Annotated in this window: 21 protein-coding genes; 18 read left to right on the plus strand and 3 right to left on the minus strand. The window is 50.0% G+C overall.

Going from position 1 to position 22,782, the window contains the following annotated elements; all coding sequences use genetic code 11:
* Window positions 1–58: 58 nt before the first annotated feature.
* From A8990_RS13880 to A8990_RS13890, 3 genes are all read left to right on the plus strand, one after another.
* Window positions 59–1,408: an Nramp family divalent metal transporter gene (locus tag A8990_RS13880; RefSeq protein WP_116189642.1), complete on the plus strand. Its 1,350-nt coding sequence runs from the start codon at window positions 59–61 to the stop codon at window positions 1,406–1,408.
* 148 nt (window positions 1,409–1,556) lie between these two features.
* Window positions 1,557–2,861 (plus strand): replication-associated recombination protein A, encoded by a 1,305-nt coding sequence (locus tag A8990_RS13885; RefSeq protein WP_116189742.1) that lies wholly within the window; start codon window positions 1,557–1,559, stop codon window positions 2,859–2,861.
* A gap of 255 nt (window positions 2,862–3,116) precedes the next feature.
* The gene (locus tag A8990_RS13890) at window positions 3,117–4,466 is read left to right on the plus strand and encodes a hemolysin family protein (RefSeq protein ID WP_116189643.1); all 1,350 of its coding nucleotides are present in this window, start codon (window positions 3,117–3,119) and stop codon (window positions 4,464–4,466) included.
* 94 nt (window positions 4,467–4,560) lie between these two features.
* Here A8990_RS13890 and mnmA read toward each other — a convergent pair whose 3' ends face one another.
* Window positions 4,561–5,658, minus strand: coding sequence for a tRNA 2-thiouridine(34) synthase MnmA (mnmA, locus tag A8990_RS13895; RefSeq protein ID WP_116189644.1), 1,098 nt, complete (start codon window positions 5,656–5,658; stop codon window positions 4,561–4,563).
* 241 nt (window positions 5,659–5,899) lie between these two features.
* Here mnmA and cymR point away from each other — a divergent pair, with 241 nt between their 5' ends.
* From cymR to A8990_RS13965, 14 genes are all read left to right on the plus strand, one after another.
* Complete coding sequence (cymR, locus tag A8990_RS13900; RefSeq protein WP_116189645.1) at window positions 5,900–6,319, plus strand: cysteine metabolism transcriptional regulator CymR; 420 nt, start codon at window positions 5,900–5,902, stop codon at window positions 6,317–6,319.
* Between the two features lie 13 nt (window positions 6,320–6,332).
* A complete protein-coding gene (locus A8990_RS13905) occupies window positions 6,333–7,490 on the plus strand; it encodes a cysteine desulfurase family protein (RefSeq protein ID WP_116189646.1) in 1,158 nt (385 codons plus the stop codon).
* Between the two features lie 16 nt (window positions 7,491–7,506).
* On the plus strand, window positions 7,507–8,058 hold the full coding sequence (locus A8990_RS13910; RefSeq protein WP_116189647.1) for a PRC-barrel domain-containing protein: 552 nt from the start codon (window positions 7,507–7,509) through the stop codon (window positions 8,056–8,058).
* Window positions 8,055–8,249, plus strand: coding sequence for a hypothetical protein (locus A8990_RS13915; protein WP_090572911.1), 195 nt, complete (start codon window positions 8,055–8,057; stop codon window positions 8,247–8,249). The genes A8990_RS13910 and A8990_RS13915 overlap by 4 nt, the downstream gene beginning before the upstream one ends.
* Window positions 8,250–8,379: 130 nt before the next feature.
* On the plus strand, window positions 8,380–9,450 hold the full coding sequence (locus tag A8990_RS13920) for an AI-2E family transporter (protein ID WP_116189648.1): 1,071 nt from the start codon (window positions 8,380–8,382) through the stop codon (window positions 9,448–9,450).
* A gap of 357 nt (window positions 9,451–9,807) precedes the next feature.
* A complete protein-coding gene (gene alaS / locus A8990_RS13925; protein ID WP_116189649.1) occupies window positions 9,808–12,444 on the plus strand; it encodes an alanine--tRNA ligase in 2,637 nt (878 codons plus the stop codon).
* A 49-nt stretch (window positions 12,445–12,493) separates the two neighbouring features.
* Complete coding sequence (locus A8990_RS13930; protein ID WP_116189743.1) at window positions 12,494–12,757, plus strand: IreB family regulatory phosphoprotein; 264 nt, start codon at window positions 12,494–12,496, stop codon at window positions 12,755–12,757.
* A 31-nt stretch (window positions 12,758–12,788) separates the two neighbouring features.
* Window positions 12,789–13,205 (plus strand): Holliday junction resolvase RuvX, encoded by a 417-nt coding sequence (gene ruvX / locus A8990_RS13935; RefSeq protein WP_116189650.1) that lies wholly within the window; start codon window positions 12,789–12,791, stop codon window positions 13,203–13,205.
* An 8-nt stretch (window positions 13,206–13,213) separates the two neighbouring features.
* Window positions 13,214–13,525 (plus strand): DUF1292 domain-containing protein, encoded by a 312-nt coding sequence (locus A8990_RS13940; RefSeq protein ID WP_116189651.1) that lies wholly within the window; start codon window positions 13,214–13,216, stop codon window positions 13,523–13,525.
* A 34-nt stretch (window positions 13,526–13,559) separates the two neighbouring features.
* A complete protein-coding gene (locus tag A8990_RS13945) occupies window positions 13,560–13,859 on the plus strand; it encodes a DUF1292 domain-containing protein (RefSeq protein WP_245996012.1) in 300 nt (99 codons plus the stop codon).
* Between the two features lie 133 nt (window positions 13,860–13,992).
* On the plus strand, window positions 13,993–15,096 hold the full coding sequence (gene mltG / locus A8990_RS13950; protein ID WP_281272504.1) for an endolytic transglycosylase MltG: 1,104 nt from the start codon (window positions 13,993–13,995) through the stop codon (window positions 15,094–15,096).
* Window positions 15,097–15,107: 11 nt separating this feature from the next.
* A complete protein-coding gene (locus tag A8990_RS13955) occupies window positions 15,108–16,055 on the plus strand; it encodes a peptidase U32 family protein (protein WP_116189652.1) in 948 nt (315 codons plus the stop codon).
* A 39-nt stretch (window positions 16,056–16,094) separates the two neighbouring features.
* On the plus strand, window positions 16,095–17,351 hold the full coding sequence (locus A8990_RS13960) for a peptidase U32 family protein (RefSeq protein ID WP_116189653.1): 1,257 nt from the start codon (window positions 16,095–16,097) through the stop codon (window positions 17,349–17,351).
* A gap of 186 nt (window positions 17,352–17,537) precedes the next feature.
* Window positions 17,538–19,715, plus strand: coding sequence for a methyl-accepting chemotaxis protein (locus tag A8990_RS13965; RefSeq protein WP_245996013.1), 2,178 nt, complete (start codon window positions 17,538–17,540; stop codon window positions 19,713–19,715).
* Window positions 19,716–19,836: 121 nt separating this feature from the next.
* Here A8990_RS13965 and A8990_RS13970 read toward each other — a convergent pair whose 3' ends face one another.
* Window positions 19,837–20,523, minus strand: a complete 687-nt coding sequence (locus tag A8990_RS13970) for a zinc metallopeptidase (RefSeq protein ID WP_116189654.1) — start codon at window positions 20,521–20,523, stop codon at window positions 19,837–19,839.
* A gap of 26 nt (window positions 20,524–20,549) precedes the next feature.
* Complete coding sequence (locus tag A8990_RS13975) at window positions 20,550–20,996, minus strand: MerR family transcriptional regulator (protein WP_245996014.1); 447 nt, start codon at window positions 20,994–20,996, stop codon at window positions 20,550–20,552.
* Window positions 20,997–21,378: 382 nt separating this feature from the next.
* Here A8990_RS13975 and A8990_RS13980 point away from each other — a divergent pair, with 382 nt between their 5' ends.
* Window positions 21,379–22,749 carry an ammonium transporter gene (locus A8990_RS13980; protein WP_116189655.1) on the plus strand — a complete coding sequence of 457 codons (1,371 nt, stop codon included), beginning with the start codon at window positions 21,379–21,381 and terminating at the stop codon, window positions 22,747–22,749.
* Window positions 22,750–22,782 lie beyond the last annotated feature (33 nt).

Consider the following 22,782-nt stretch of genomic DNA (forward strand, 5'->3'; position numbering starts at 1 on the left):
GTAGATGTAGCTGAAGCACATAATAGGACGGTAGGACGTTCATAAGAGGTGAAAGAACATGAGTGAACAATCAACTCCGCTCGCACATGAGAATAACGGCTGGCGCTATCCGCGGAAGCAAAATACACTCCCTGAAGTATATCGCTCGATGAAAATTCCGGCGAAAGCGCATTGGTTCCGTAAATTTCTTGCTTTTGCCGGACCTGGCTATTTGGTTGCAGTAGGCTATATGGACCCGGGCAACTGGGCAACAGACCTAGCCGGCGGCTCCAAGTTTGGCTATACCCTGCTCGCAGTGATTCTGCTCTCGAACCTGATGGCGATTCTGCTGCAGGCGCTCGCAGGAAAGCTCGGTATCGTCACAGGACGGGATTTGGCGCAAGCATGCCGGGATCATTACAGCAAGCCGGTTGCGATGGGACTATGGGTGCTTTGCGAGCTTGCCATTGCAGCTTGTGATCTCGCGGAGGTTATCGGGTCAGCGATTGCCCTAAACTTACTGTTCGGCATACCGCTCATAGCCGGTGTAGTGATAACGGTACTCGACGTACTGCTCGTGCTATTGCTGCAGAACAAGGGCTTTCGGTATATTGAATCACTCGTCATCGTGCTTATTGTGACGATTGGCGGCTGCTTCCTGATTGAAATTTTCTGGTCAAAGCCAGAGATTGGCGCAGTGATGCAAGGGTTTATTCCAAGTAGTCAGATTATTACGAATCCTGAGATGCTTTACATTGCGATCGGTATTCTCGGCGCAACCGTAATGCCGCATAACTTGTATCTGCACTCATCGATCGTACAGACCCGGCAATATGAGCAAACAGCTCTTGGCAAACGCCAAGCGATTAAATATGCAACATGGGATTCGACAATTGCGTTGTTTTTTGCACTCTTCATAAACGCTGCTATTCTTATCATCTCTGCAGCATCTTTCCATACGACAGGCCATACTGATGTAGCTGAGATCGGTGATGCTTACCACCTGTTGTCGCCAATGCTTGGAACAGCAGCAGCAAGTGTATTGTTCGGTGTCGCGCTTCTGGCATCAGGTCAGAACTCAACACTGACTGGCACGCTTGCAGGTCAGATCGTCATGGAAGGGTTCCTGAATCTGCGAATCGCAGCATGGCTCAGAAGGCTCATTACGCGGCTGATCGCCATCATTCCAGCAGTCATCGTCACTTATCTGTACGGTGCAAGTGGAACCACGCAGCTGCTCATCTTGAGCCAGGTTATCTTGTCGCTCCAGCTGTCTTTTGCAGTTATCCCGCTTGTGAAGTTTACGAGCGATAAGAAGAAGATGGGCGAGTTCGTCAATAAGCCTTGGATGAAATGGCTGTCATGGGTAGTCGCGATTGTGATCGCTGGGCTGAACATTTACTTGCTGTATCAAACTTTTACAGGCTAATCGCTTGATAGGAAGATTAGGAAGGGCATTTCTCTTGACGGAGAAGTGCCCTTCTTTGCATTCATTATAGTCCTTTACACTTGCTTCATGGCGAACGTTTGTGCTTGTGTGCTATGATGGAGGGTATAAAGGATGTGTGAATCGCAAGATGGATCTGTTTACGTATCAGAACGAAGAAGAGGCGCCGCGGGCAAAGCTGCTTGCCGACCGTATGCGGCCTCAGACGATAGATGAATATATTGGACAGGCAGACATTGTTGGTCCGGGGAAGCTGCTAAGGCGTGCAATTGAAGCGGATCAGGTGTCTTCGATCCTGCTGTATGGACCTCCAGGCTGCGGCAAAACGACGCTTGCGCATATTATCTCGAAGCGGACGCAAGGGGAGTTTGTGAAACTGAATGCCGTTGAGGCATCGGTAAAAGATGTCCGCGAAGTCATTGATCGGGCGAAAATGACGAAGTCGATGTATGGCCGCAAAACGATTCTGTTCCTCGATGAGGTGCATCGCTTCAACTCGTCGCGGCAGGATGCGCTGCTGCCTGCAGTTGAGCAGGGGATTATTATTTTCATCGGAGCAACGACGGAGAATCCGTTCCACTATGTGAACGGCGCTCTGCTGTCGCGCTCTACATTGTTTCAGCTTCAGTCGCTGACGCGTGAGGATGCGTTGACGGCAATGAGGCGTGCGCTCATGGATAAGGAGCGTGGCCTTGGCTTCATGGATCTGCAAGTGGAGGAGGAGGCGCTGCAGCATATTGCGAGCATGGCTGGCGGTGATATCCGCCGCGCGCTGAATGCACTTGAAATTGCTGCGTTAACGACGCCGTCGCAGCCTGATGGATCGGTTATTGTGACGCTGGAGGTGGCGGAGGAGTCCATCCGCAAGCCAACCATTCGAGCGGACGAGTCGACGCAGTACGATATTCTGTCGGCGTTCCATAAGAGTGTACGCGGCTCCAGCGATGCGGCATTGTTCTGGTTTCTGTACGCCGTCGAGAAGCTTGGCATGGACCCGATGACATTCGTGAGACGGCTGATTGTTGCATGCAGCGAGGATATCGGCTTAGCGAATCCGCAGGCAATGGTGCAAGCAGTCACAGCGATGGATGCCTATCACAAGATTGGCTGGCCGGAAGCGAAGTATAACATTACGCAAGCGATTCTGTTCGCTGTCGAAAGTCCGAAGTCGAATGCTGCCGCAATCGCGATTGGCAATGTCATGAACACCATCGAGCAGATTGGATCTGCCGAGGTACCACTGCATCTGCGAGATGCGCACTACAGCGGGGCACAGAGGCTTGGCCATGTGGGCTATAAATATCCTCATGATTATCCAAGTCACTATGTAGAGCAGCAGTATTTGCCCGATCGAATCGCACGGAAGAAGTTCTATCAGGCGACGAATCAGGGCATGGAGGACAAAATCAGGCAGAATCAAGAACGCCGAAAGTAGTGATATTTCGGCCACTTAACTGCATAAGAGATAGCTTGAGCTCGAAAATGGCGCATAAAGGCCGACCTTTACGGAATAAACATAACATAAACCCGAATATGAGCCAGAAGGTGGGATGACGACGTTTGACGTAGAGTTAATCCATCGTCTAATCTAGTATTATAACATTTCTTTATAATTTTCAGTTCCCAAAGGAGGTGCACCTGTTCGTCGTGACACGGCTTTCGCTAGCTGAGGGCGGCAAACAGGGAATCGTTGAGTAGTGACCCGTTACCCTTATTTTTAAGTCTTTTATTAATCGTAGTGCTCGTCTTTCTAAACGGATTTTTCGTTGCAGCTGAGTTTGCGATGGTTAAGGTAAGAAGCAGCCGGATCGATACGCTTGTCTTGGACGGTAATCGTCGTGCACGTTTTGCTTCGAGACTAACCAGCAATTTGGACGCTTATCTGTCGGCCTGTCAGCTTGGCATTACGCTTGCTTCCCTTGGTCTTGGTTGGGTTGGTGAACCGGCTATCGGACACATTATTGAACCTTTGCTGAGAAGCTTACACCTCGGCGAGGTTGCAATCTCTACAGTATCTTTTGTACTTGCGTTCTCGATTATTACGATTCTGCACATCGTTCTTGGTGAACTTGCGCCTAAGACATTTGCAATTCGCAAAGCTGAGCCAGTAACGCTCTGGACAGCGATGCCGCTTATCGCGTTCCATAAGCTGATGTACCCGTTCATCTTCTTGCTGAATGGAACGGCAAACTGGATGCTGAAGCGCGTCGGTATCGAACCGGCAGCCGAGCATGAATCGGCGCATACCGAGGAAGAGATTCGAATTCTCATGCAAGAGAGTCATAAATCCGGACTTATTGATAATACTGAGCTAACGCTTGTCGATAATATATTTGATTTTGCGGAGACGCATGCCAGAGAGATCATGATTCCGCGGACAGAGATGACCTGTCTATACGCGAACCTGTCGTTCGAGGAAAACCAAGCGATTGCGCTTAAGGAAATGCATACGCGCTACCCGGTTTGTGACGGCGATAAGGATAACATTATCGGCTTTGTGCATATCAAGGATCTGCTTAAGGTAACGCAGCTAGGTCTAACCGATATCCGCGTCATTACGCGTCCGATGACGACTGTGCCTGATTCGATGCATATTAGCGCACTGCTCAAGCTGATGCAGAAGAAGAAGACGCAGATCGCCATTCTGATTGATGAATATGGCGGTACTTCCGGTCTTGTTACACTGGAAGATATTATGGAAGAAATTGTCGGCGAAATTCAGGATGAGTTCGATGAAGAACGCCCTGATATCGAGCCGCGTGAAGATCAATCGCACTCGATTAACGGCATGATGCTGATCGAGGAAGTGAACAGCTACTTCGGCCTCGAAATCGAGAGCGACGACTACGACACAATCGGTGGATGGATGTACGCACAGATTGAGAACCCGCCAACGAAGGGCGAGCGGGTCGTACACCCGGACGGCTTCGAGTTCGTCATAGATGAAACCGACAATCTCCGAATCTCGCGCATTGTAATCCGTAAGCAGGAGGAGAGCGAAGAGCTAGAGAACGAAGAATTGCAAGCTGAAACAGGCTAATCATACATTGCACGAGAAAAAGCAAAAGCACCCGAACCTTGGTTCGGGTGCTTTTTCATGTGTTGTACCATGTGCTGCATGTGCTTGAGTCGTCTTACTGGTTCACAATATCGATCGTGCCGCCGCCTAAGCATACATCGCCGTCATAGAAGACGACCGCTTGGCCCGGAGTGATTGCTTTCTGCAGGTTGTCGAAGACCACATCCGCTGTCGTGCCATCTGCGCGGAATGTAATCGTCACGCCTTGATCGGGCTGGCGATAGCGGAACTTCGCCGTACATTTCAACGAGCCTTCAGGCTTCGCAGGTGAAATCCAGTTAATGCCTGTCGCAACGAGGCTGTGCGAATACAAGCTCGCATGCTTATCGCCTTGAACGACATAGAGGATATTCTCCTTGAGGTCCTTCGAAGCTACAAACCAAGGCTCGCCATTACCAGAGCCGCCGATGCCAAGGCCTTGACGCTGACCGAGCGTGTAGTACATGAGTCCGTCGTGACGACCTTTCGTCTCGCCGGTCTCAATATCGATCATTGCGCCGGGTTGTGCCGGCAGGTAACCGCTCAAGAATTCCTTGAAGTTACGCTCGCCGATGAAGCAGACGCCTGTGCTGTCCTTTTTCTTCGCGGTATGCAGTCCGAACTCCTCGGCAATCCGTCTAACCTCCGGCTTTGGCAGGTGCCCGATCGGGAACATCGCTTTTGCCAGCTGATCTTGACGAAGTGCGTGCAGGAAGTACGTTTGATCCTTATTCGAATCAACGCCGCGCAGCAGCTTCGATTCACCGTCTGCCGTACGCTCAAGACGGGCATAATGACCAGTAGCCAAGTAATCTGCGCCAAGCTCGATCGCTTTCTGCAAGAATTCGCCGAACTTGATTTCGCGGTTGCACATGACATCCGGATTCGGCGTGCGGCCGTTTCGGTACTCATCGAGGAAGTAAGCGAACACTTTATCGAAATATTGTTTCTCGAAGTTTACCGTATAGTAAGGAATGCCGATCTGGTCGCAGACACGGCGAACGTCCTCTGCGTCTTCTTCAGCCGTGCAGTGGCCGAACTCATCAGTGTCATCCCAGTTTTTCATGAAAATACCGATTACATCGTAGCCCTGCTGTTTGAGCAGCAAAGCGGTAACAGAAGAATCTACGCCGCCGGACATGCCGACAACGACACGCGTTGAAGCATTGCTCATTATTAATAGACACCACCTTATATATAAAGCCCTTCCTCAAACGAAACAAAGGAAAGACACTTAAGTTTTTATATTGTAGCACATTTTGCAAATGTTTTTCATGAAAACGTCATGTTTTTTCAACATAAAGCTCGTCTATTATGTTAACATAGATATGATATGGGAATACCATGGATTGTAATCTCTTGATTGCATCAGCCTTTAAATAAGATTCAGTTTTGCTTGGGAAGAGGTGCAGAAGTTGAAAATTTCAACGAAAGGCCGCTACGGTCTAACGATTATGATGGAGCTTGCAGGCAAGTTTGGTGAAGGGCCTACATCGCTTAAGAGTATAGCGGAACGCAATTCTTTGTCAGAGCATTACCTGGAGCAGCTGATCGCTCCTTTGCGCAACGCAGGTCTTGTAAAGAGTATTCGCGGTGCATACGGCGGCTATATTCTGTCCAGAGATCCGGCTGAAATTACGTCCGGCGACGTCATTCGCATTCTGGAAGGGCCGATCTCACCGGTTGACTTCACGGAAGAGGATGATCCGGCTAAACGCGATCTATGGCTTCGCATTCGCGACAGCATCGCGGAAGTGCTAGATTCGACGACACTTGCAGATCTTGTTTCGTTTAGAGAAGAGGGTCCGCAGGACTCCTACATGTTCTATATTTAAGGATGATGCCATAATGGAACGGATTTATTATGATCATGCGGCTTCTACGCCGGTTCACCCTGAAGTAGTGAGCGAAATGATGTCCGTCTACACAAGCAGCTTCGGCAATCCTTCCAGCACGCATGCCTATGGTCGCGGTGTGCGCCAGCTGCTGAATCGCGCGCGCGATATCGTTGCATCCGGCATTGGCGCTGCAGCGGCGGAGATTGTGTTCACCGGAGGCGGAACCGAAGGCGATAATATGGCGCTTATCGGAGCGGCCAGAGCAGCGCGCAAGCAGCACGGCAAGTCCCATATCATCACGTCTGCGACGGAGCATCATGCGATCCTTCATGCGAGTGATGCGCTAGAGGAAGAAGGCTTCCGCGTGACGGTATTGCCGGTGGACGAGCAGGGGCTCATATCGATGGAAGAACTGGCCGATGCCATTGAAGCGGATACCGCGGTTATAAGTATCATGTATGTAAACAATGAGACCGGAACCATTCAGCCGATCGAAGAGATTGGCGAGCTGGCCCGGTCTCGTGGCGTGCTGTTTCACGTTGACGCCGTTCAAGCGCTCGGTGCGATTTCGATCGATTTGAAGCAGCTGCCTGTTGATTTGATGAGCTTCTCCGCTCACAAGATTAACGGGCCGCAGGGCGTAGGTGCGTTATTTGTGCGTAAAGGCGTATCACTCGAAGAGTTTTCGCACGGCGGCTCGCAAGAGCGGGGCAGACGTGCAGGAACCGAGAACGTGGCCGGAATTGTTGGTTTTGCGAAAGCCGTTGAACTTTCTGTGAAAACAATGGAGGAACGGAAACTTTTGCTGGGTGAGCTTCGTCATACATGGATAGAGCGGATGAATGAAACGGTAGGAGCGGACCGAATCGCTATTAACGGTCATGAGACGATGCATGTTCCACACATTCTGAACATGAGCTTCATCGGCATCAGTGCGGAATCGATGCTCATGAATTTGGATTTGGCAGGCGTTGCAGCTTCGGGCGGGTCAGCATGCACATCGGGCGCGATTGAACCTTCCTATGTGCTGCGGGCGATGGGCGTTTCTATCGAAAGACAAGCATCTGCTGTACGATTTAGCTTCGGATTGGGAAATACTATGGAGGAACTCGAGCAGGCCGCGAAAAAAGTTGCAACCTTTATCGGCCGTGTTCGTACTAATGCCTAGGGGGCTTTCCTAAACGGTGCTAAGACTACAGCATGTGATTGGGCTTCCGGTTGTTGAGATGAGCAGCGGCAAGCAGGTGGGCCATGTGAAGGATGCATGGTTTGATGAGCATTGGCAGCTCGGCGGCATTATTTTGGACGCCGGCCGACGATTCTTGACCGCTATGAAAGCTGTACTCTGGAGTGAAGTGCTCGTCTGCGGAGCGGATACCGTCATTATTATGAATACGGACTCTGTACGGAAGACGAAGCAAGCCGAAATTCAGCGTTCGTTCCAGACAGGAATGATCCGTTTGAAGGATTTACCCGTCGTGACTACGGATGGAGAACAACTCGGCCGCGTATCCGATGTTTATTTTGATCAATTACAGGGTACACAAATAGTAGGCTATGAGTTGACTGATGGTTTTATAGCGGACATTATGGAAGGCCGCAAGTGGCTTCCGGCGCCGCATCTTGCAGATGAAGTCATGCTCGGAGAAGATGTCATTATTGTACCGGCCGGCAGCGAGGCATACCTTACCCCGGTCGCAGTTTCTGAGTCGGATATAGGGAGAAATGAACGATGAAATGCCCAAATTGTAGTTCCAAGGATATCGGTAAAATCGGATCGCACCAGTATTATTGCTGGGGCTGCTTCATTGAATTGACGGTGAACGGCGAGAAAATGTCGGTGTACCAGGTCGAAGAAGACGGTACGCTCAGCTCGCTGGACGATCTGTTCTTTGAAGACGATATGCCGCAAGTGCATGCGAATTAACCTTGCATCAGGAACGATAGGCGACCTCATTAGAGGTCGTCTTTTTTCATTTACGGGATGAAACAGGGTGCTTGTACATATACTGTTAGTACGTTTGTAATTTTTGCGGATCCAAGGGAGGGGTTAGGCCGTGGAACGCTTTACGAAGAGCCGCCTGTTTGTCTGGCTCGTTTATCTCATTCTGGGGCTCATCGCTCTCTATTTGCTGCTGCTGTTGAAGCCGATTATTTTACATATTTATGTGTTTTTGCGCTCTGTATTCGCACCGTTCTTGATCGCTATGATTATTTCTTACGTGCTTAATCCGATCGTCAGCCTCCTGAATGAACGCAAAGTGCCGAGGACCATTGCGGTACTGCTCATTTATGCCGTGTTCTGCGGAGCGCTGACCGTTATTCTGATGAACGCGATTCCGATGTTTCTGGAGCAGCTGCAGGAGCTGAATGAACATATGCCGGATTTGACGATGAAGGCGCAAGGTATCGTAAATGACTTGAACAATTCGTCGTTTCTGCCGGAGAGTATACGAGGCGGCATCAATAAGTCAATCTACAAGCTGGAGAAGCAGAGCTCGGATGCGATTTTCGCCTTCATCAATAACATCGGGGCGATGATCAATATCGTGTTTATCGCGTTTATTATTCCGTTTCTAGCGTTCTATATATTGAAGGACTTCGAGGTGTTCGAGCGGACGCTGCTTACCTATGTGCCCAAATCGCATCGCAAGCACGCTGTACGGCTGCTGAAGGACATCGATAATGCGCTTGGCAGCTATATTCGGGGACAGTTTCTTGTCTGCATCATCGTAGGAACGCTAGCTTATGTTGGATATCTCATCATTGGGATGCCTTATGCGCTGTTGCTCGCGAGCGTGGTGGCCGTCACGAATATCATTCCGTACCTCGGACCGTTCTTCGGCGCAGCGCCTGCACTCGTAATGGCATCAACTGTTTCGGTCAAAATGATGCTGCTCGTCGTCGTCGTCAACACTGCATGCCAAGTTCTCGAAGGGAACATTATTTCGCCGCAAGTGGTGGGACGAACGCTGCATATGCATCCATTGTCGATTATTTTCGTCCTGCTGGTCGGCGGGGAGCTGGCCGGGATTGTCGGCATGATTCTCGCGGTTCCGATCTTCGCCGCGCTGAAAGTCATCATACAGCATTTCTTCGCGTATTACGTTAGGCGAAAGACGATTTGACAATGTATACCTGATGTAGATATACTAATGACAACTACGTCAACCGTATATCTAAATCGTAGATGAAACATTAAGTAAGCCATAGACCGCTGCCCAGAGAAAGAATTTCTTCGCGAGCTCGCAAACGCCCGCGTCGGCTGTGAAAATTCTAACGGCGAAGGATGGCTGAAAGCTGGTTTCGGAGTGTGAATGAACTTCACCGGGTGGACCCGTTAACGTCTGACTAAGGAGATTGCAATGCTGACCCGCGATAGATGCGAGCCGTGCATGCAATAACCAGGGTGGTACCGCGAATGATTCGTCCCTGTTTTTTAGGGGCGTTTTTTTATTTTCTATTACATTTGGGGGTTGAACAGTATGAAAGCAAGTGAAATCCGTTCGAAGTGGCTCTCCTTCTTCGAGAGCAAAGGCCATAAAATTGAGCCGAGTGCTTCCCTAGTTCCGCATAATGACCCTTCATTGCTTTGGATTAACGCTGGTATGGCGCCGCTCAAGCCTTATTTTGACGGCCGTGTCATCCCTGAAAATCCGCGCATTACGAACTCGCAGAAATGTATCCGCACGAACGATATCGAGAATGTTGGCAAAACACGCCGTCACCAGACGATGTTCGAAATGCTCGGCAACTTCTCGATCGGCGATTACTTCAAAGAAGAAGCGATCACTTGGGCATGGGAGTTCTTGACGAGCCCGCAATGGATCGGCTTCGATCCGGAGCGTCTGTCGGTTACGGTATATCCGGAAGACGAAGAAGCATTCCGCTACTGGAATGAGAAAATCGGCTTGCCGGCAGAGCGTATCTTCCGCCTGCAAGACAACTTCTGGGACATCGGCGAAGGCCCTTGCGGACCTTGTACAGAGATTTTCTACGACCGCGGCGATGCTTTCGGCGACCTGAATGATCCAGAATGCTGGCCAGGCGGAGAAAACGAACGGTTCCTCGAAGTATGGAACCTCGTATTTTCGCAATATAATCATAATAAGGACGGCAGCTACACGCCGCTGCCGAATAAAAACATCGATACAGGCGCAGGACTTGAGCGCTTCACTTCGATTTTGCAAAATGCGGACTCGAACTTCGACACGGACCTGTTCCGTCCGATCATCGACCGCACTTGCCAAATTGCAAACGTCACGTATCACACGGACACTGAGAACGACATCGCGCTGAAGGTTATTGCTGACCATATCCGTACAGTCGCTTTCTCGGTTGGCGACGGCGTTATGCCTTCCAACGAAGGCCGCGGTTACGTAATCCGCCGTTTGCTGCGCCGCGCAGTTCGTTACGGCAAGACGCTGGGCGTTGACCGTCCGTTCTTGTTCGAGCTCGTAAGCGTAGTAGGCGAAATTATGGGCAGCCACTATCCGGAGGTTGTCGAGAAGCGTGAGTTCATCGAGAAAGTCATCCGTACCGAAGAAGAACGTTTCCATGAGACGCTTTCTGACGGTCTGGCTCTTCTTGGCGATCTGGTTAAGACAGCCAAAGCAAACGGCGTAACGCAAATTAGCGGCCCGGATGCATTCAAGCTCTATGACACGTACGGCTTTCCGTTCGACCTTACGGAAGACTACGCAGCAGAGCAAGGCATGGCTGTCGACCGCGAAGGCTTCGACGCAGCGATGGAAGAGCAGCGTACGCGTGCTCGCGCAGCTCGCCAAGACACAGGCGGCATGAATGTCCAAGGCGGACCGCTCGCTGACTTTACGGGAAAATCCGAATTCGTTGGCTATCAGGATCTGACGATTGAAGGCGCGAAAGTGCTCGCAATCGTGAATGGTGACTCGCTCGTGGATTCTGCTTCTGAAGGCAGTGATGTGCTTGTCATTCTTGATCGCACGACGTTCTATGCGGAGAGCGGCGGTCAAATCGGCGACAGCGGTACGATTACAGGCCAAGGCTTCACATTGACGGTTGAAGATGTGACGAAAGCGCCTCATGGTCAGCCGGTACATCACGCTGTTGTGACAAGCGGTACGGTTTCCGTTGGCGATCAAGTGCAAACGGCAGTATCCACGCAATCCCGTGAAGATACAATCAAGAACCATACGGCAACTCACTTGCTTCACCGTGCGCTGAAAGACGTGCTCGGCGAACATGTTAACCAAGCGGGCTCGCTCGTTGAGCCGGACCGTCTCCGCTTCGACTTCTCGCATTTCGGCAGCATCACGCCGGAAGAGCTCACGGAGATCGAGCGCCGCGTTAATCAGCAAATTTGGCTCGGTACAACGCTTGATATCAACTACAAGTCGCTTGCAGAAGCGAAGGAAATGGGCGCTATGGCGTTGTTCGGCGAGAAGTACGGCGACGTCGTTCGTGTCGTTCGCGTCGGCGACTACAGCCTTGAGCTGTGCGGTGGCTGCCACGTTACGAACACTGCGCAGATCGGTCTGTTCAAGCTCGTGAGCGAGAGCGGCATCGGCTCCGGCGTTCGCCGGATCGAAGCTGTCACTGGCCGCAATGCATACTTGTACATGGAAGGCCAACTGGATCAGCTGAAGCAAGCGGCTGCGCTGCTGAAGACGAACTTGAATGATGTGCCGAAGCGTATCGAAGCGCTGCATGCACAAGTGAAAGAGCTCGCTCGCGAGAACGAGTCGCTGCAGAGCAAGCTGAGCCGTATTGAAGCGGGCTCGCTGGAGTCGCGAGCGAAGGTTGTCAACGGCGTAACGTTGCTTGCTGCTGAAGTGAGCGCTCCGTCCATGGATGCGCTTCGCGGCATCGTGGATGAGCTGAAAGTGAAGCTGCCAAGCGCAGTTATCGTGCTCGGCGCAGTTGCGGATGACAAGGTTAACCTCGTCGCAGCAGTATCGCCGGAGCTTGTGAAGCAAGGCTACAACGCTGGCAAAATCGTCAAAGAAGCGGCCGCAGCATGCGGCGGCGGCGGCGGCGGACGCCCGGATATGGCGCAAGCAGGCGGGAAAGATCCGTCAAAATTGGGCGCAGCACTCCAAATTGCCGAAGAACTGGTTCTATCGCAGGCAAGTGTGATATAGTAGGAGTATTAAACAGCTGTTAAGCGGCTTAGAAAGCGAGGTGCTGGCGATGAATTCAATGGACAAGACAATGAAATTCGACGTGAAGGCGGAAGGGCTCGAAGCTTCATCGAAAGAAATTATGCTTTCGGTGTATGATGCACTGCTCGAGAAGGATTACAATCCGATTAACCAGATTGTCGGTTATCTATTGTCTGGAGATCCCGCGTACATTCCGCGACATAACAATGCAAGAAGTTTAATTCGCAGGAAAGAACGAGACGAGCTCATTGAAGAGCTGGTACGTTCCTACTTAAGTCAGCACAGCAAATAATTAAGCTCATGGAAAAGAGGCACCAGGTCGTATGCGTCTGATGGGATTGGATTACGGCGACCGCCGAATTGGCGTTGCCGTCAGTGATGCATTCGGCTGGACCGCGCAAGGCGTCGGCGTCGTCGAGAAGAGACGCGACAACGGAGAGATTGGGGCAATTGCCCAGCTCTGTAAGGAACACGAAGTATCTGAGATTGTAGTCGGTCTACCCAAGAATATGAATGGCACCATCGGGCCGCGTGGCGAAATTTGCATCGCATTCGCAGGGGATTTACAGCAGAAGCTAAATTTACCCGTACACCTTTGGGACGAACGGCTAACGACCGTAGCCGCCGAGCGCACTTTGCTTGAGGCTGACGTTAGTCGTAAGAAGCGAAAGTTAGTGGTGGACAAAATGGCGGCAACGCTTATTTTGCAAAATTATCTCGATTCTAAAACGAAAAGGTGAGGGTAACGATGACAAAGGACAACATGCAGTTTGAAGAGCCGGAAATCATCTACATTCCGGATGAAGATGGCAACGAAGAAGAATTCGAGGTAGTCATGAAGTTCGAGGTAGACGGCTCCGATCAGAAATATATGATGGTTGTGCCGCTTAATGTTGAATCCAGCGAAGAAGATGATGAAGATTCCGATGAGGTTTACGCCTTCCGTTACGAAGAAGACGGCGACGATCTGAAGCTCTACACCATCGAGGATGAAGAAGAGTGGAACATGGTTGAAGAAACGTTCAACACGCTTCTCGCTGAGATTGACGATAACGACTAACAGCCGCACACGTGGTTGAAGGGAGCTTTCCACATTGTCAGAAGTAAAACGTATTTCCGTGCTGAAGCCGATTTATGGCACAGAAGTAGATTTGATTGGCGAACAAGGCGAAACAGAGCCGTTCCAAATCATCGCTGAATTCCAGCTGGGTAACCACTCCTATGCCGGATTGCAGCCGCAAGATATGCAGAAAGAGGATGAAGTCGCGTTCTTCCGCATCACCGTTCAGGAAGGCTCCGATCCGGAGCTGGAATCGATCGAGGATGACGAAGAATGGGAAGCCGTCGCTGAAGCATACGATGATTTGATGTTCGAAGGCGACGAACAGCCTTAAGTTAGCGATTCTCTTGCATTAAACGCGAGGCGGATCTTTTGTAGAGAAGCCTTGGTTTTATTTATAGAAGTACGGAAGGGGCGGCATAAACCGCCCTTTTTCCGCGCTGATATGGAAACGGAGGATACGTTGTTTGCAATCCACAGAAGATCAGTCCTATCGTCCCGCTGGACCTAGACGGGGCCGCATTACTTTCTGGGTCATCACCACGATTCTCGGCATAATGATCATTTCCGTAGGCAGTGTTTATCTGTACATATGGAATGGACTTCGTCCTGCTTCAGCCGGAGATACCGTTGAAGTGGAGCTGAAGAAGGGCTCTTCTCCGTTTACGTTCGCTGAAACGCTTGAAGATCAAGGCATTATTCGTAATGCATTTATTTTTAAATATTACTTACGCTATAAGCATGAAGGCCCGAAGTTTCAAGCTGGGGTCTACGAGCTTAAGCCTGGCATGACGAAGGATGAACTTATCGCCAAGCTGAATGCTGGCGAGACAAAGAAGGAAGAAACAATCCGCTTTACGATTCCGGAAGGATTCACTGTAGAGCAAATTGCAGCTACGTTAAGTGAAGCGGGTTATGTCGATAAAGCGGCATTCATCGCTGCGGCGGATAAGGATCAGGTGTGGACCGATACGGATGCAGCCAAGAACATTCCGAAGGACACGAAGCTGCGTCACCGTCTTGAAGGGTATTTGTTCCCGGAAACGTATGAGATGCTGAAAGGCAGCACGCCGGAAGAGATCATTACGCGCATGCTGCAGCAGCTCGATCATAAGCTGGATGGGCTGCCTGACAATTGGGAAGATGCGCTCACAGAGCGCGACATGTCGCTGCATCAGATATTGACGGTCGCTTCATTGGTGGAGCGGGAAGTCGTTATCGATGAAGAGCGTCCGATTGTTGCGGGTATTATCTACAACCGGTTGAAGAAAGGCATGCCGCTGCAAATTGACGCTACGGTACAATATCTGCTCGATAAACAGAAGGAACGTCTGCTGCTGAAGGACTTGGAAGTGGATAGCCCATACAATACCTACAAGGTAAAAGGGTTGCCGCCAGGTCCGATCGCTTCGCCGAGCATGAAGTCGATCGAGGCGGCGCTGTTCCCGAAACAGACCGATTATTACTACTACGTGACGAAGAAAGATGGCAGTCACGAACATCTTTTTGCCGAAACGCTCAAAGAGCATAATCGCAATATTGAGAAAAGCAATGAAACGGCAAAGCAATAGGAGGACTAACAATGGCAACAAAACCGGAGCTGCTCATTGATGCAGCATCCCTTGCCGACATGGAGCGATTAATCGCAGCAGGCGCAAATGCGTTCGTTGTTGGAGAGTCGCGCTATGGCATGCGGCTCCCGGGTGAATTCGATCTCCCAATGATTGCGGAAGCGGTGAAGCTCGCGCATCTGCATGACGTCAAGGTTTATGCAGCAGTGAACAATGTGATGGACAACGCGACTGTGGATACGCTTCCGAGTTATATTCGCGGCTTGGCACAGGCTGGAGTCGACGGCATTATTTTCGGAGATCCGGCTGTCTTGATGGTCGCGCGGATAGAAGCGCCAGGACTGAAATTGCACTGGAACGCAGAGATGACTTCGACGAACTATGCGACCGCTAATTACTGGGGCCGCCGCGGTGCGACTCGATTCATTCTCGCGCGTGAGCTGAACATGGATCAGGTGCTCGATGCGAAGGCGAATACGGAGCTGGAAGTTCAGGTTCAAGTACATGGCTTGACGAATATTTATCATTCGAAGCGTCCGCTCGTGCACAATTACTTCGACCACCAAGCGAAGGATCAGCCAGAACTAAGCGATATACCGATCCATGGCAAAATCGAGGATGGCTTGTATTTGGTGGAAACGGAGCGTCCTGACGAACGTTATCCGATCTATGAGGATGCGAACGGTACGCATATTATGAGTTCTGATGATCTCTGCATGATCGAGAATTTGCACGAGCTAATGGAAGTTAATATCGATAGCTTTCGGATCGAAGGGCTGTTAAAATCAATAGCATACAACGAAGCTGTCGTTCGAGCGTATCGTGCTGCCATCGACGCTTATTATGCTGACCCGGAAGGCTACGAGTTCAACGAAGAGTGGCTCGATTCCATCAGAGAACTGCAAGATCCGTCGCGTGAGCTGTCGTACGGATTCTTCTATAAGGAACAGGTGTATTAAGATTAGCAATGGTCACCGAAGGAAGTGGAGGTGAAGCTGGTGACTTCAACAACGAAAGTAGCGCATCGCTACAATGGAAAGAGAAACCGACTGGATAAGCCAGAGCTGCTGGCTCCGGCTGGTAATTTAGAGAAATTAAAGTTTGCCGTTCATTACGGTGCGGACGCGGTATATATCGGCGGACAGAAGTATGGTCTGCGTTCCAATGCGGATAACTTCAGCTTCGAAGAGATGAAGGAAGGCGTAGAGTTCGCGAAGAAGTACGGCGCGAAAGTATTCGTCGCAACGAACATCTATGCGCATAATGAGGATATCGCAGGACTTGAGGAGTACTTGCGCGAGCTTGAGAATGCGGGTATCGCGGCAATTATTGCTGCCGATCCGATTATCATCGAGACGGCGCAGCGCGTTGCGCCTAAGCTTGAGGTGCACTTAAGCACGCAGCAATCGACAATGAACTGGCAAGCGGTCAAGTTCTGGAAGGACGAAGGGCTGCCGCGTGTCGTATTGGCGCGTGAAGTGAGCATGGGAGAGATTCAAGAGATTAAAGAACATGTCGATATTGAGATCGAAGCGTTCATCCATGGCGCAATGTGCTCGTCCTATTCCGGACGCTGCGTACTGTCGAACCACTTCACGGACCGTGATTCCAACCGTGGCGGCTGCTGCCAGTCTTGCCGGTGGAAATACGATATTTACGAAGATGACATTCAGATGGTCGGCATGGATGCAGATAAGTTCACGATGGGCTCCAAAGACCTATGCATGCTGGAGAGTATCCCGGATCTGATTGATGTCGGCGTCGACAGCTTCAAGATCGAAGGCCGCATGAAGAGCCTTCACTATGTGGCGACAGTCGTTAATGCGTATCGTCAAGCGATCGATTCGTATATGGCTGATCCAGAGAACTACGTGCTGAAGCAAGAATGGCTGGATGATATTCAGAAGGCGGCGAACCGTCCGCTGAACACAGGCTTCTTCTATGATACGCCAGGTTCGGAAGATCATATTTACACGCCGGAAGATAAGGCTGCTCCTTATGATTTCGCTGGTGTTGTCATCTCTTATAATGAATCTACGGGCGAGGCAGTTGTGCAGCAGCGTAATCACTTCAAGCCTGGTCAAGAAGTCGAATTCTTCGGGCCGAACGGTACGTTCTTTAAGCAAGTCGTCGGCGAGATTAAGGACGAGGGCGGCAATGTGCTCGATGCTGCTAGACATCCACTGCAATATATCGTGATCAAAACCGACGGGCCAGTTAAGCCTATGGACATGATGCGCAAGAAAGTGCGTTAATGTTCATCTGTGACTAATGTCCTGATTTAATCCTAATCGAGTGATCGATTAGGATTATTTTTTTGTAAATAATTTTCCTGAATTGCTAACAACTCGGAGGTTAATTGCCGATATTAACGATACTGTTGTTTAGTTAATAGAGAGACAAAAACGGCGAATTATCCTCAGAATTGGTGGTGTCTTGCAGTGAAGTTGAAACTAAAGCTGAATTCGAAGAAGGAAAATTTGAAAACGCAATCAGAAGGGGAGAAACGGACTCCCAATGTAAAGGAGCTGTACAATTCATCCCTAAACGGAATTAAGAACGTGAAGATGACGAATCCGATCAAATCGGTTGGTCTCATGCTGTTCTTAATTATTTTCAGCGCTATTCTAGTGTGCGTTCTTGTGGTCGGATTATTCTCGTATTCGACATCGAAGAGCATCATTAAGAACAAAGTGGCTGATTCGACAGCAGTGGCCATTCAACAGTCAACGGGCAAGCTGGACTTGATGTTCAAGAACTACGAAGCGCTATCGATGCAAATCTTGCTCGATAAGACGGTTCAAGATAACTTGGACCTGATGGACAAAGCGAAAGATGATTACGAGAAGTTCGACTCGATGAAGAAGCTAGGTGATTCGCTGCAATCTTATGTTCTTGGCAACTCGTCTATCGTTGGTGCAGCAATCATTCCGATCGAAGGAAGTGCTAGCTCGGTTACAACCGGATCTTCCTCCATTACGACAGAAGTGGCTCAGAAATCGGATTGGATGAAGAAGGTTGAAGATGGCGGCGGCCGATTGGTTTGGCTTCCCTCGGAATTGAAAGGCTATAGCGGCAGTGCGCCTGAAGCGACATTTGCAATGGGCCGTGTCATGAAGAATACAATTACGAACGAAGCCAAGTTTGTTATGGTGATCGAGATTTACTTGAAGGAGCTCAGCAAAGAGCTTCAAGACGTGAAACTTGGCGAAGATAGCAGCATCACAATTGTGGACAGTGCAGGCAACTTGGTGCTTCCAAGCAAGCCATCGAGCAAGCCTGAAGAGATCGGCAAGCCATCTCCGATTGCGTTTCCTAAAGAAGGTAAAGCAGCGGAAAGCGGTTCGAAGACAACGACAGATGAGAACGGTAACGAAGTACTCGCTGTCTACAACAAGTTTGATAATGTGGACTGGAAGCTAGTTGGCTCGGTGCCAGTGGCAGAACTCGTGAAGGATGCCGGCCAGATTTTGAACACGACATGGATTATTGCGGGAATTGCCGCGTTGCTCGCGATCGGTATTGGCATGCTTGTAATTTGGATGGTTGCGATTCCGCTCGTGAGATTGCGTAATCTGATGAATGAAGGCGCGCTCGGCAATCTGTCTGTTCGTTCAACGATCAACAAGAAGGACGAGATCGGTCAGCTGGCTCAGAGCTTCAACCAGATGATGACGCAGATTACATTGCTGGTTAATCAAACGAACCAATCCGCACAGGATGTTCTGGCTACTGCCGGTGAATTGTCTGATGCCTCCAAGAAAACAGCTATCTCTGCGCGCGAAATCGCGGTTGCAACCGAAGAGATCGCTAACGGTGCATCTAGCTTGGCGACAGAAGCCGAGAAGGGCAATGATCTGACGGCTGAGATCGGCGAGCAAATGCAGCAGGTTATGACAGCGAACCAAGAGATGGGCGTTGCAGCATCTGATGTGGAGAGTGCAAGCCGTCAAGGTACAACGTATATGAACAGCTTGATCGAGAAGACGGGTATGACAGAAGAGATGACGCGCTCGATGGTTGAGAAGGTTGACCGTCTGAAAGAAAGCACGCGCTCGATCCGTAAAATTCTTGATGTGCTTAATAACATGACGAAGCAAACGAACATCTTGTCCTTGAATGCGACGATTGAAGCGGCACGTGCTGGAGCAGCAGGCAAAGGCTTCATGGTCGTAGCAGACGAAATCCGTAAGCTGGCAGATCAATCCCGCCAATCGATCGATGTAGTCGGTCAAATTACGGAAACGATTCAAAAGGAAATCGACGAAACGGTTAATGTATTGTCGACAGCGTATCCAATCTTCCAAGAACAGATACAATCCGTTAAAGAAGCGAACCAAATCTTCTTGACGGTTCAAGGTCAGATGGGTGATTTCGTTGGCCGCCTGGACTCTGTAACGGAGTCCATTAGCAAGCTGGAGCGTTCGCAAGTTGTGCTGTCTGAAGCGATGAGCAACGTGAGTGCGGTTGCCGAAGAGTCTTCTGCTACATCGGAAGAGGTTGCATCTCTCAGCACGGAGCAGAACAGCATTAGCGAAGGACTTGTTCGACTGTCCGACAAGCTTGAGACGGTATCGACAGGGCTTAAAGAAACGCTTTCCCGTTTCCGTACGGAATAGTATGATATCAAGATGAAAGACCGGTTCTCCATACGGAGCGCCGGTCTTTTCTTCATGTCCATATATGCATACACAAAGGCGAGGAGCATTGTGCTCCTCGCCTTTGTTCGTATCGCGTTAATTAATCGCGATCGGATTGCGTAAAGATGAGAATGTACTTAAGCAATTCAAGCAGTGAGATTAGCGCTGCTGCCACATATGTTAGTGCTGCAGCGTTCAGTACCTTGGCTACGCCCCGTTCTTCCTCGTTCGAAATAAAGCCTTCAGCGACCATGATTTCACGTGCCCGGTTGCTGGCATTGAATTCGACGGGCAAAGTCACGAGCTGGAATGCAACTGCGCAAGAGAAGAAGATAATGCCAAGACCGATTAGGCCAGATGCCTGGAATAAGAAACCGGCAAGCAGCAGGAAAGGCGCTATACCAGATGCAATATTTACGACCGGGAAAATCTTATGGCGCAGAACAAGCATCGGATAATGAACGCTGTGCTGGATCGCATGGCCAACCTCGTGACAAGCGACAGAAACGGCCGAGATGGAGTTCTCGTAGTAAACCGACTCAGACAGTCTAACGACACGGTGAATCGGGTCGTAGTGGTCCGAGAGGGTTCCTGGAACCGGTTCAATTGGCACGTCGTGCAGTCCATTGCGGTCGAGCATCATGCGTGCTGCCTGATAACCTGTGAGCCCGCGTAAGGTTTGTACCTCTGACCAACGGTTAAATGTGCCGCGAACACGGAACTGGGCCCATAACGATAATAAGAATGCAGGAATGATGAGAATGTCCAGCGGGTGGAAAAATAACATCGTGGTTCCCTCCAATAAAGTGAATGCTACATAATACCGCTCTTGTTAAGCAGAATCATGAGTGCCTCGACGCATGCAGCCGTTTGAGGGGCTAGACGTTTAAATACCTGCTTGGCCTGCTGCGGCTTCAATTGATTGAGCACTGGCTCAATCTCAATGACTTCGCGCTGCAGCTGTTCCAAATGCAGCTGTAAGTCCATCAGCTTATCAGAAACTTGATCCTCTGATGAAACTTTACGCCAGACAGCCATGCTCGCCTTAATCTCGTCGAGCGATAATTTTTCTTTCTTCAATTGCTCTATACGTTTGAGCCGATGCAAAGTTTCATCATTATAAAGACGATAATTTTTGGCCGAACGGCGTTCCGGCTCAATCAGACCGAGTGACGTATAGAAATCGATCGTGCGGGGACTTACACCAGCTAATTTGGATAATTCACCAATCCGGTGTAACGGTAGTGACATATCGGACATTGGAATCACCTCTTTCATTTAAACGGTATGTACGGTAAAACTCCTAGTACCTATGATACAGAAAGATGAACCATACAGTCAAACGTAATGCTTTGGTGAATTTTCCATGTAGAAAAGCTGACATGGAATTCGAAGCTGTCGGAAAATAAGCAGGGAAGCAGGTGTATGGGCATCGCGAAACGCGAAGGATTTTTCGGCATCGACTCCTTTTCGAGGTCAAATCCGTCAAAAAACTTAACATTCGAATCGTCCGGAGAGACGAATGTTAGATTTATTTTAGAGAATCAGGAAAAATGTATTGTCAAAATGGATACTCCAACCTATAATGACATTAAGTCTTTCTTATCATGTAAAGAAACATTACATTAGGGAGTGGTCGTTCATGGTCAAAAAGTTAATCGTGTCTCTAGGAGCTCTTTCGCTGTTATTCCCAGCTATGGCTTTTGCAGACGACCCGTCTGCAGGAACGCTTAATATGGGGCTCAACTCCATCTGGGTGCTCGTTGCAGCCATTCTTGTCATTCTGATGCAAGGCGGATTCATCCTGCTTGAAGCTGGTTCGACACGAATGAAGAACGCGGGCCATATCGCAGGCAAGACGGTGTTCACGTTAGGTCTTTGTACATTGGTTTATTGGGCAGTCGGTTACGCAATTGCTTTTGGCTCAGATAACGCGGAGCACTCGATAAGCAAGATCATCGGCTGGGGAAGTTACCTATTCGCTCCAGCGGTAGCTGCTGCTGATGGCGAGGCGCTTCCATCGACGATCTTCTTCGTTTTCCAACTTGCTTTCGCAGCTGTATCGCTTTCGATCGCGTGGGGCGGTTTCGCTGAACGTGCTAAGCTGTCCGCATACCTCGTCTTTACTATTCTGTTTACGGCAGTCGTTTATCCGGTTATCTCCCACTGGATTTGGAGCCCAACAGGCTGGTTGTTCGCTGAAGGCGCGCAAGACTATGCAGGCTCTACGGTTGTTCACTTAACTGGCGCTCTTGCAGCCTTTGCTGCGACAGTATTATTGAAACCGCGTATCGGCCGCTTCAATAAAGACGGCTCTGCGAATGAAATTCTCGGTCACAACCAAGTATTCGGCGCTTTGTCCGTACTTCTTCTGTGGGTTGGCTGGTTCGGATTTAACGCTGGTAGCGCACTCGGCGTAGGCGATGGTTTCTTCGGTTATGTTGCTTTCAATACGCAGCTCGGCGCAGCAGGCGGCGCAGTTGCAGCTCTGCTCATCTCCTGGCTCGTAAACGGCAAAGCTGACATTACGACGACGTTGAACGGTGGTCTGGCTGGTCTCGTTGCCATCACAGCGACTTGCGCTTTCGTCGATCCTTGGGCAGCAGTTGTTATCGGTTTGATTGCAGGCGTGCTCGTATTCTTCAGCGCGAAGTTCTTCGAGAAAATTAAAGTCGATGATCCCATCTATGCACTTTCTGTTCACGGTGCAGCAGGTATTTGGGGTACGCTCGCGAATGGTATCTTTGCGACAGATGAACTTGCGAAGAAGTTGAACGTTGGTCAAGGCGGTATCATCGATACAGGCAACTGGCACCAAATGTGGGTACAACTTGAATCCGTACTCGTGTGCGGCGGTTACGTCCTTGTCGTATCGTTCATCATTCTTGGCGCTATGAAGCTTGTCATGGGTCTTCGTGTAACAGAAGAGCAAGAGATTATCGGTCTTGATTTGTCTGAGCACGGTGCATTCGGTTATCCGGAGCAAATGAAGAAAGCACAAAGCAGCCTGTAAGTCATACTATTCGTCGCTTCTACTATGAGGGCA

It is taken from the genome of Paenibacillus taihuensis (genome assembly GCF_003386535.1).
Classification (GTDB): Bacteria; Bacillota; Bacilli; order Paenibacillales; family Paenibacillaceae; genus Paenibacillus_Z; species Paenibacillus_Z taihuensis.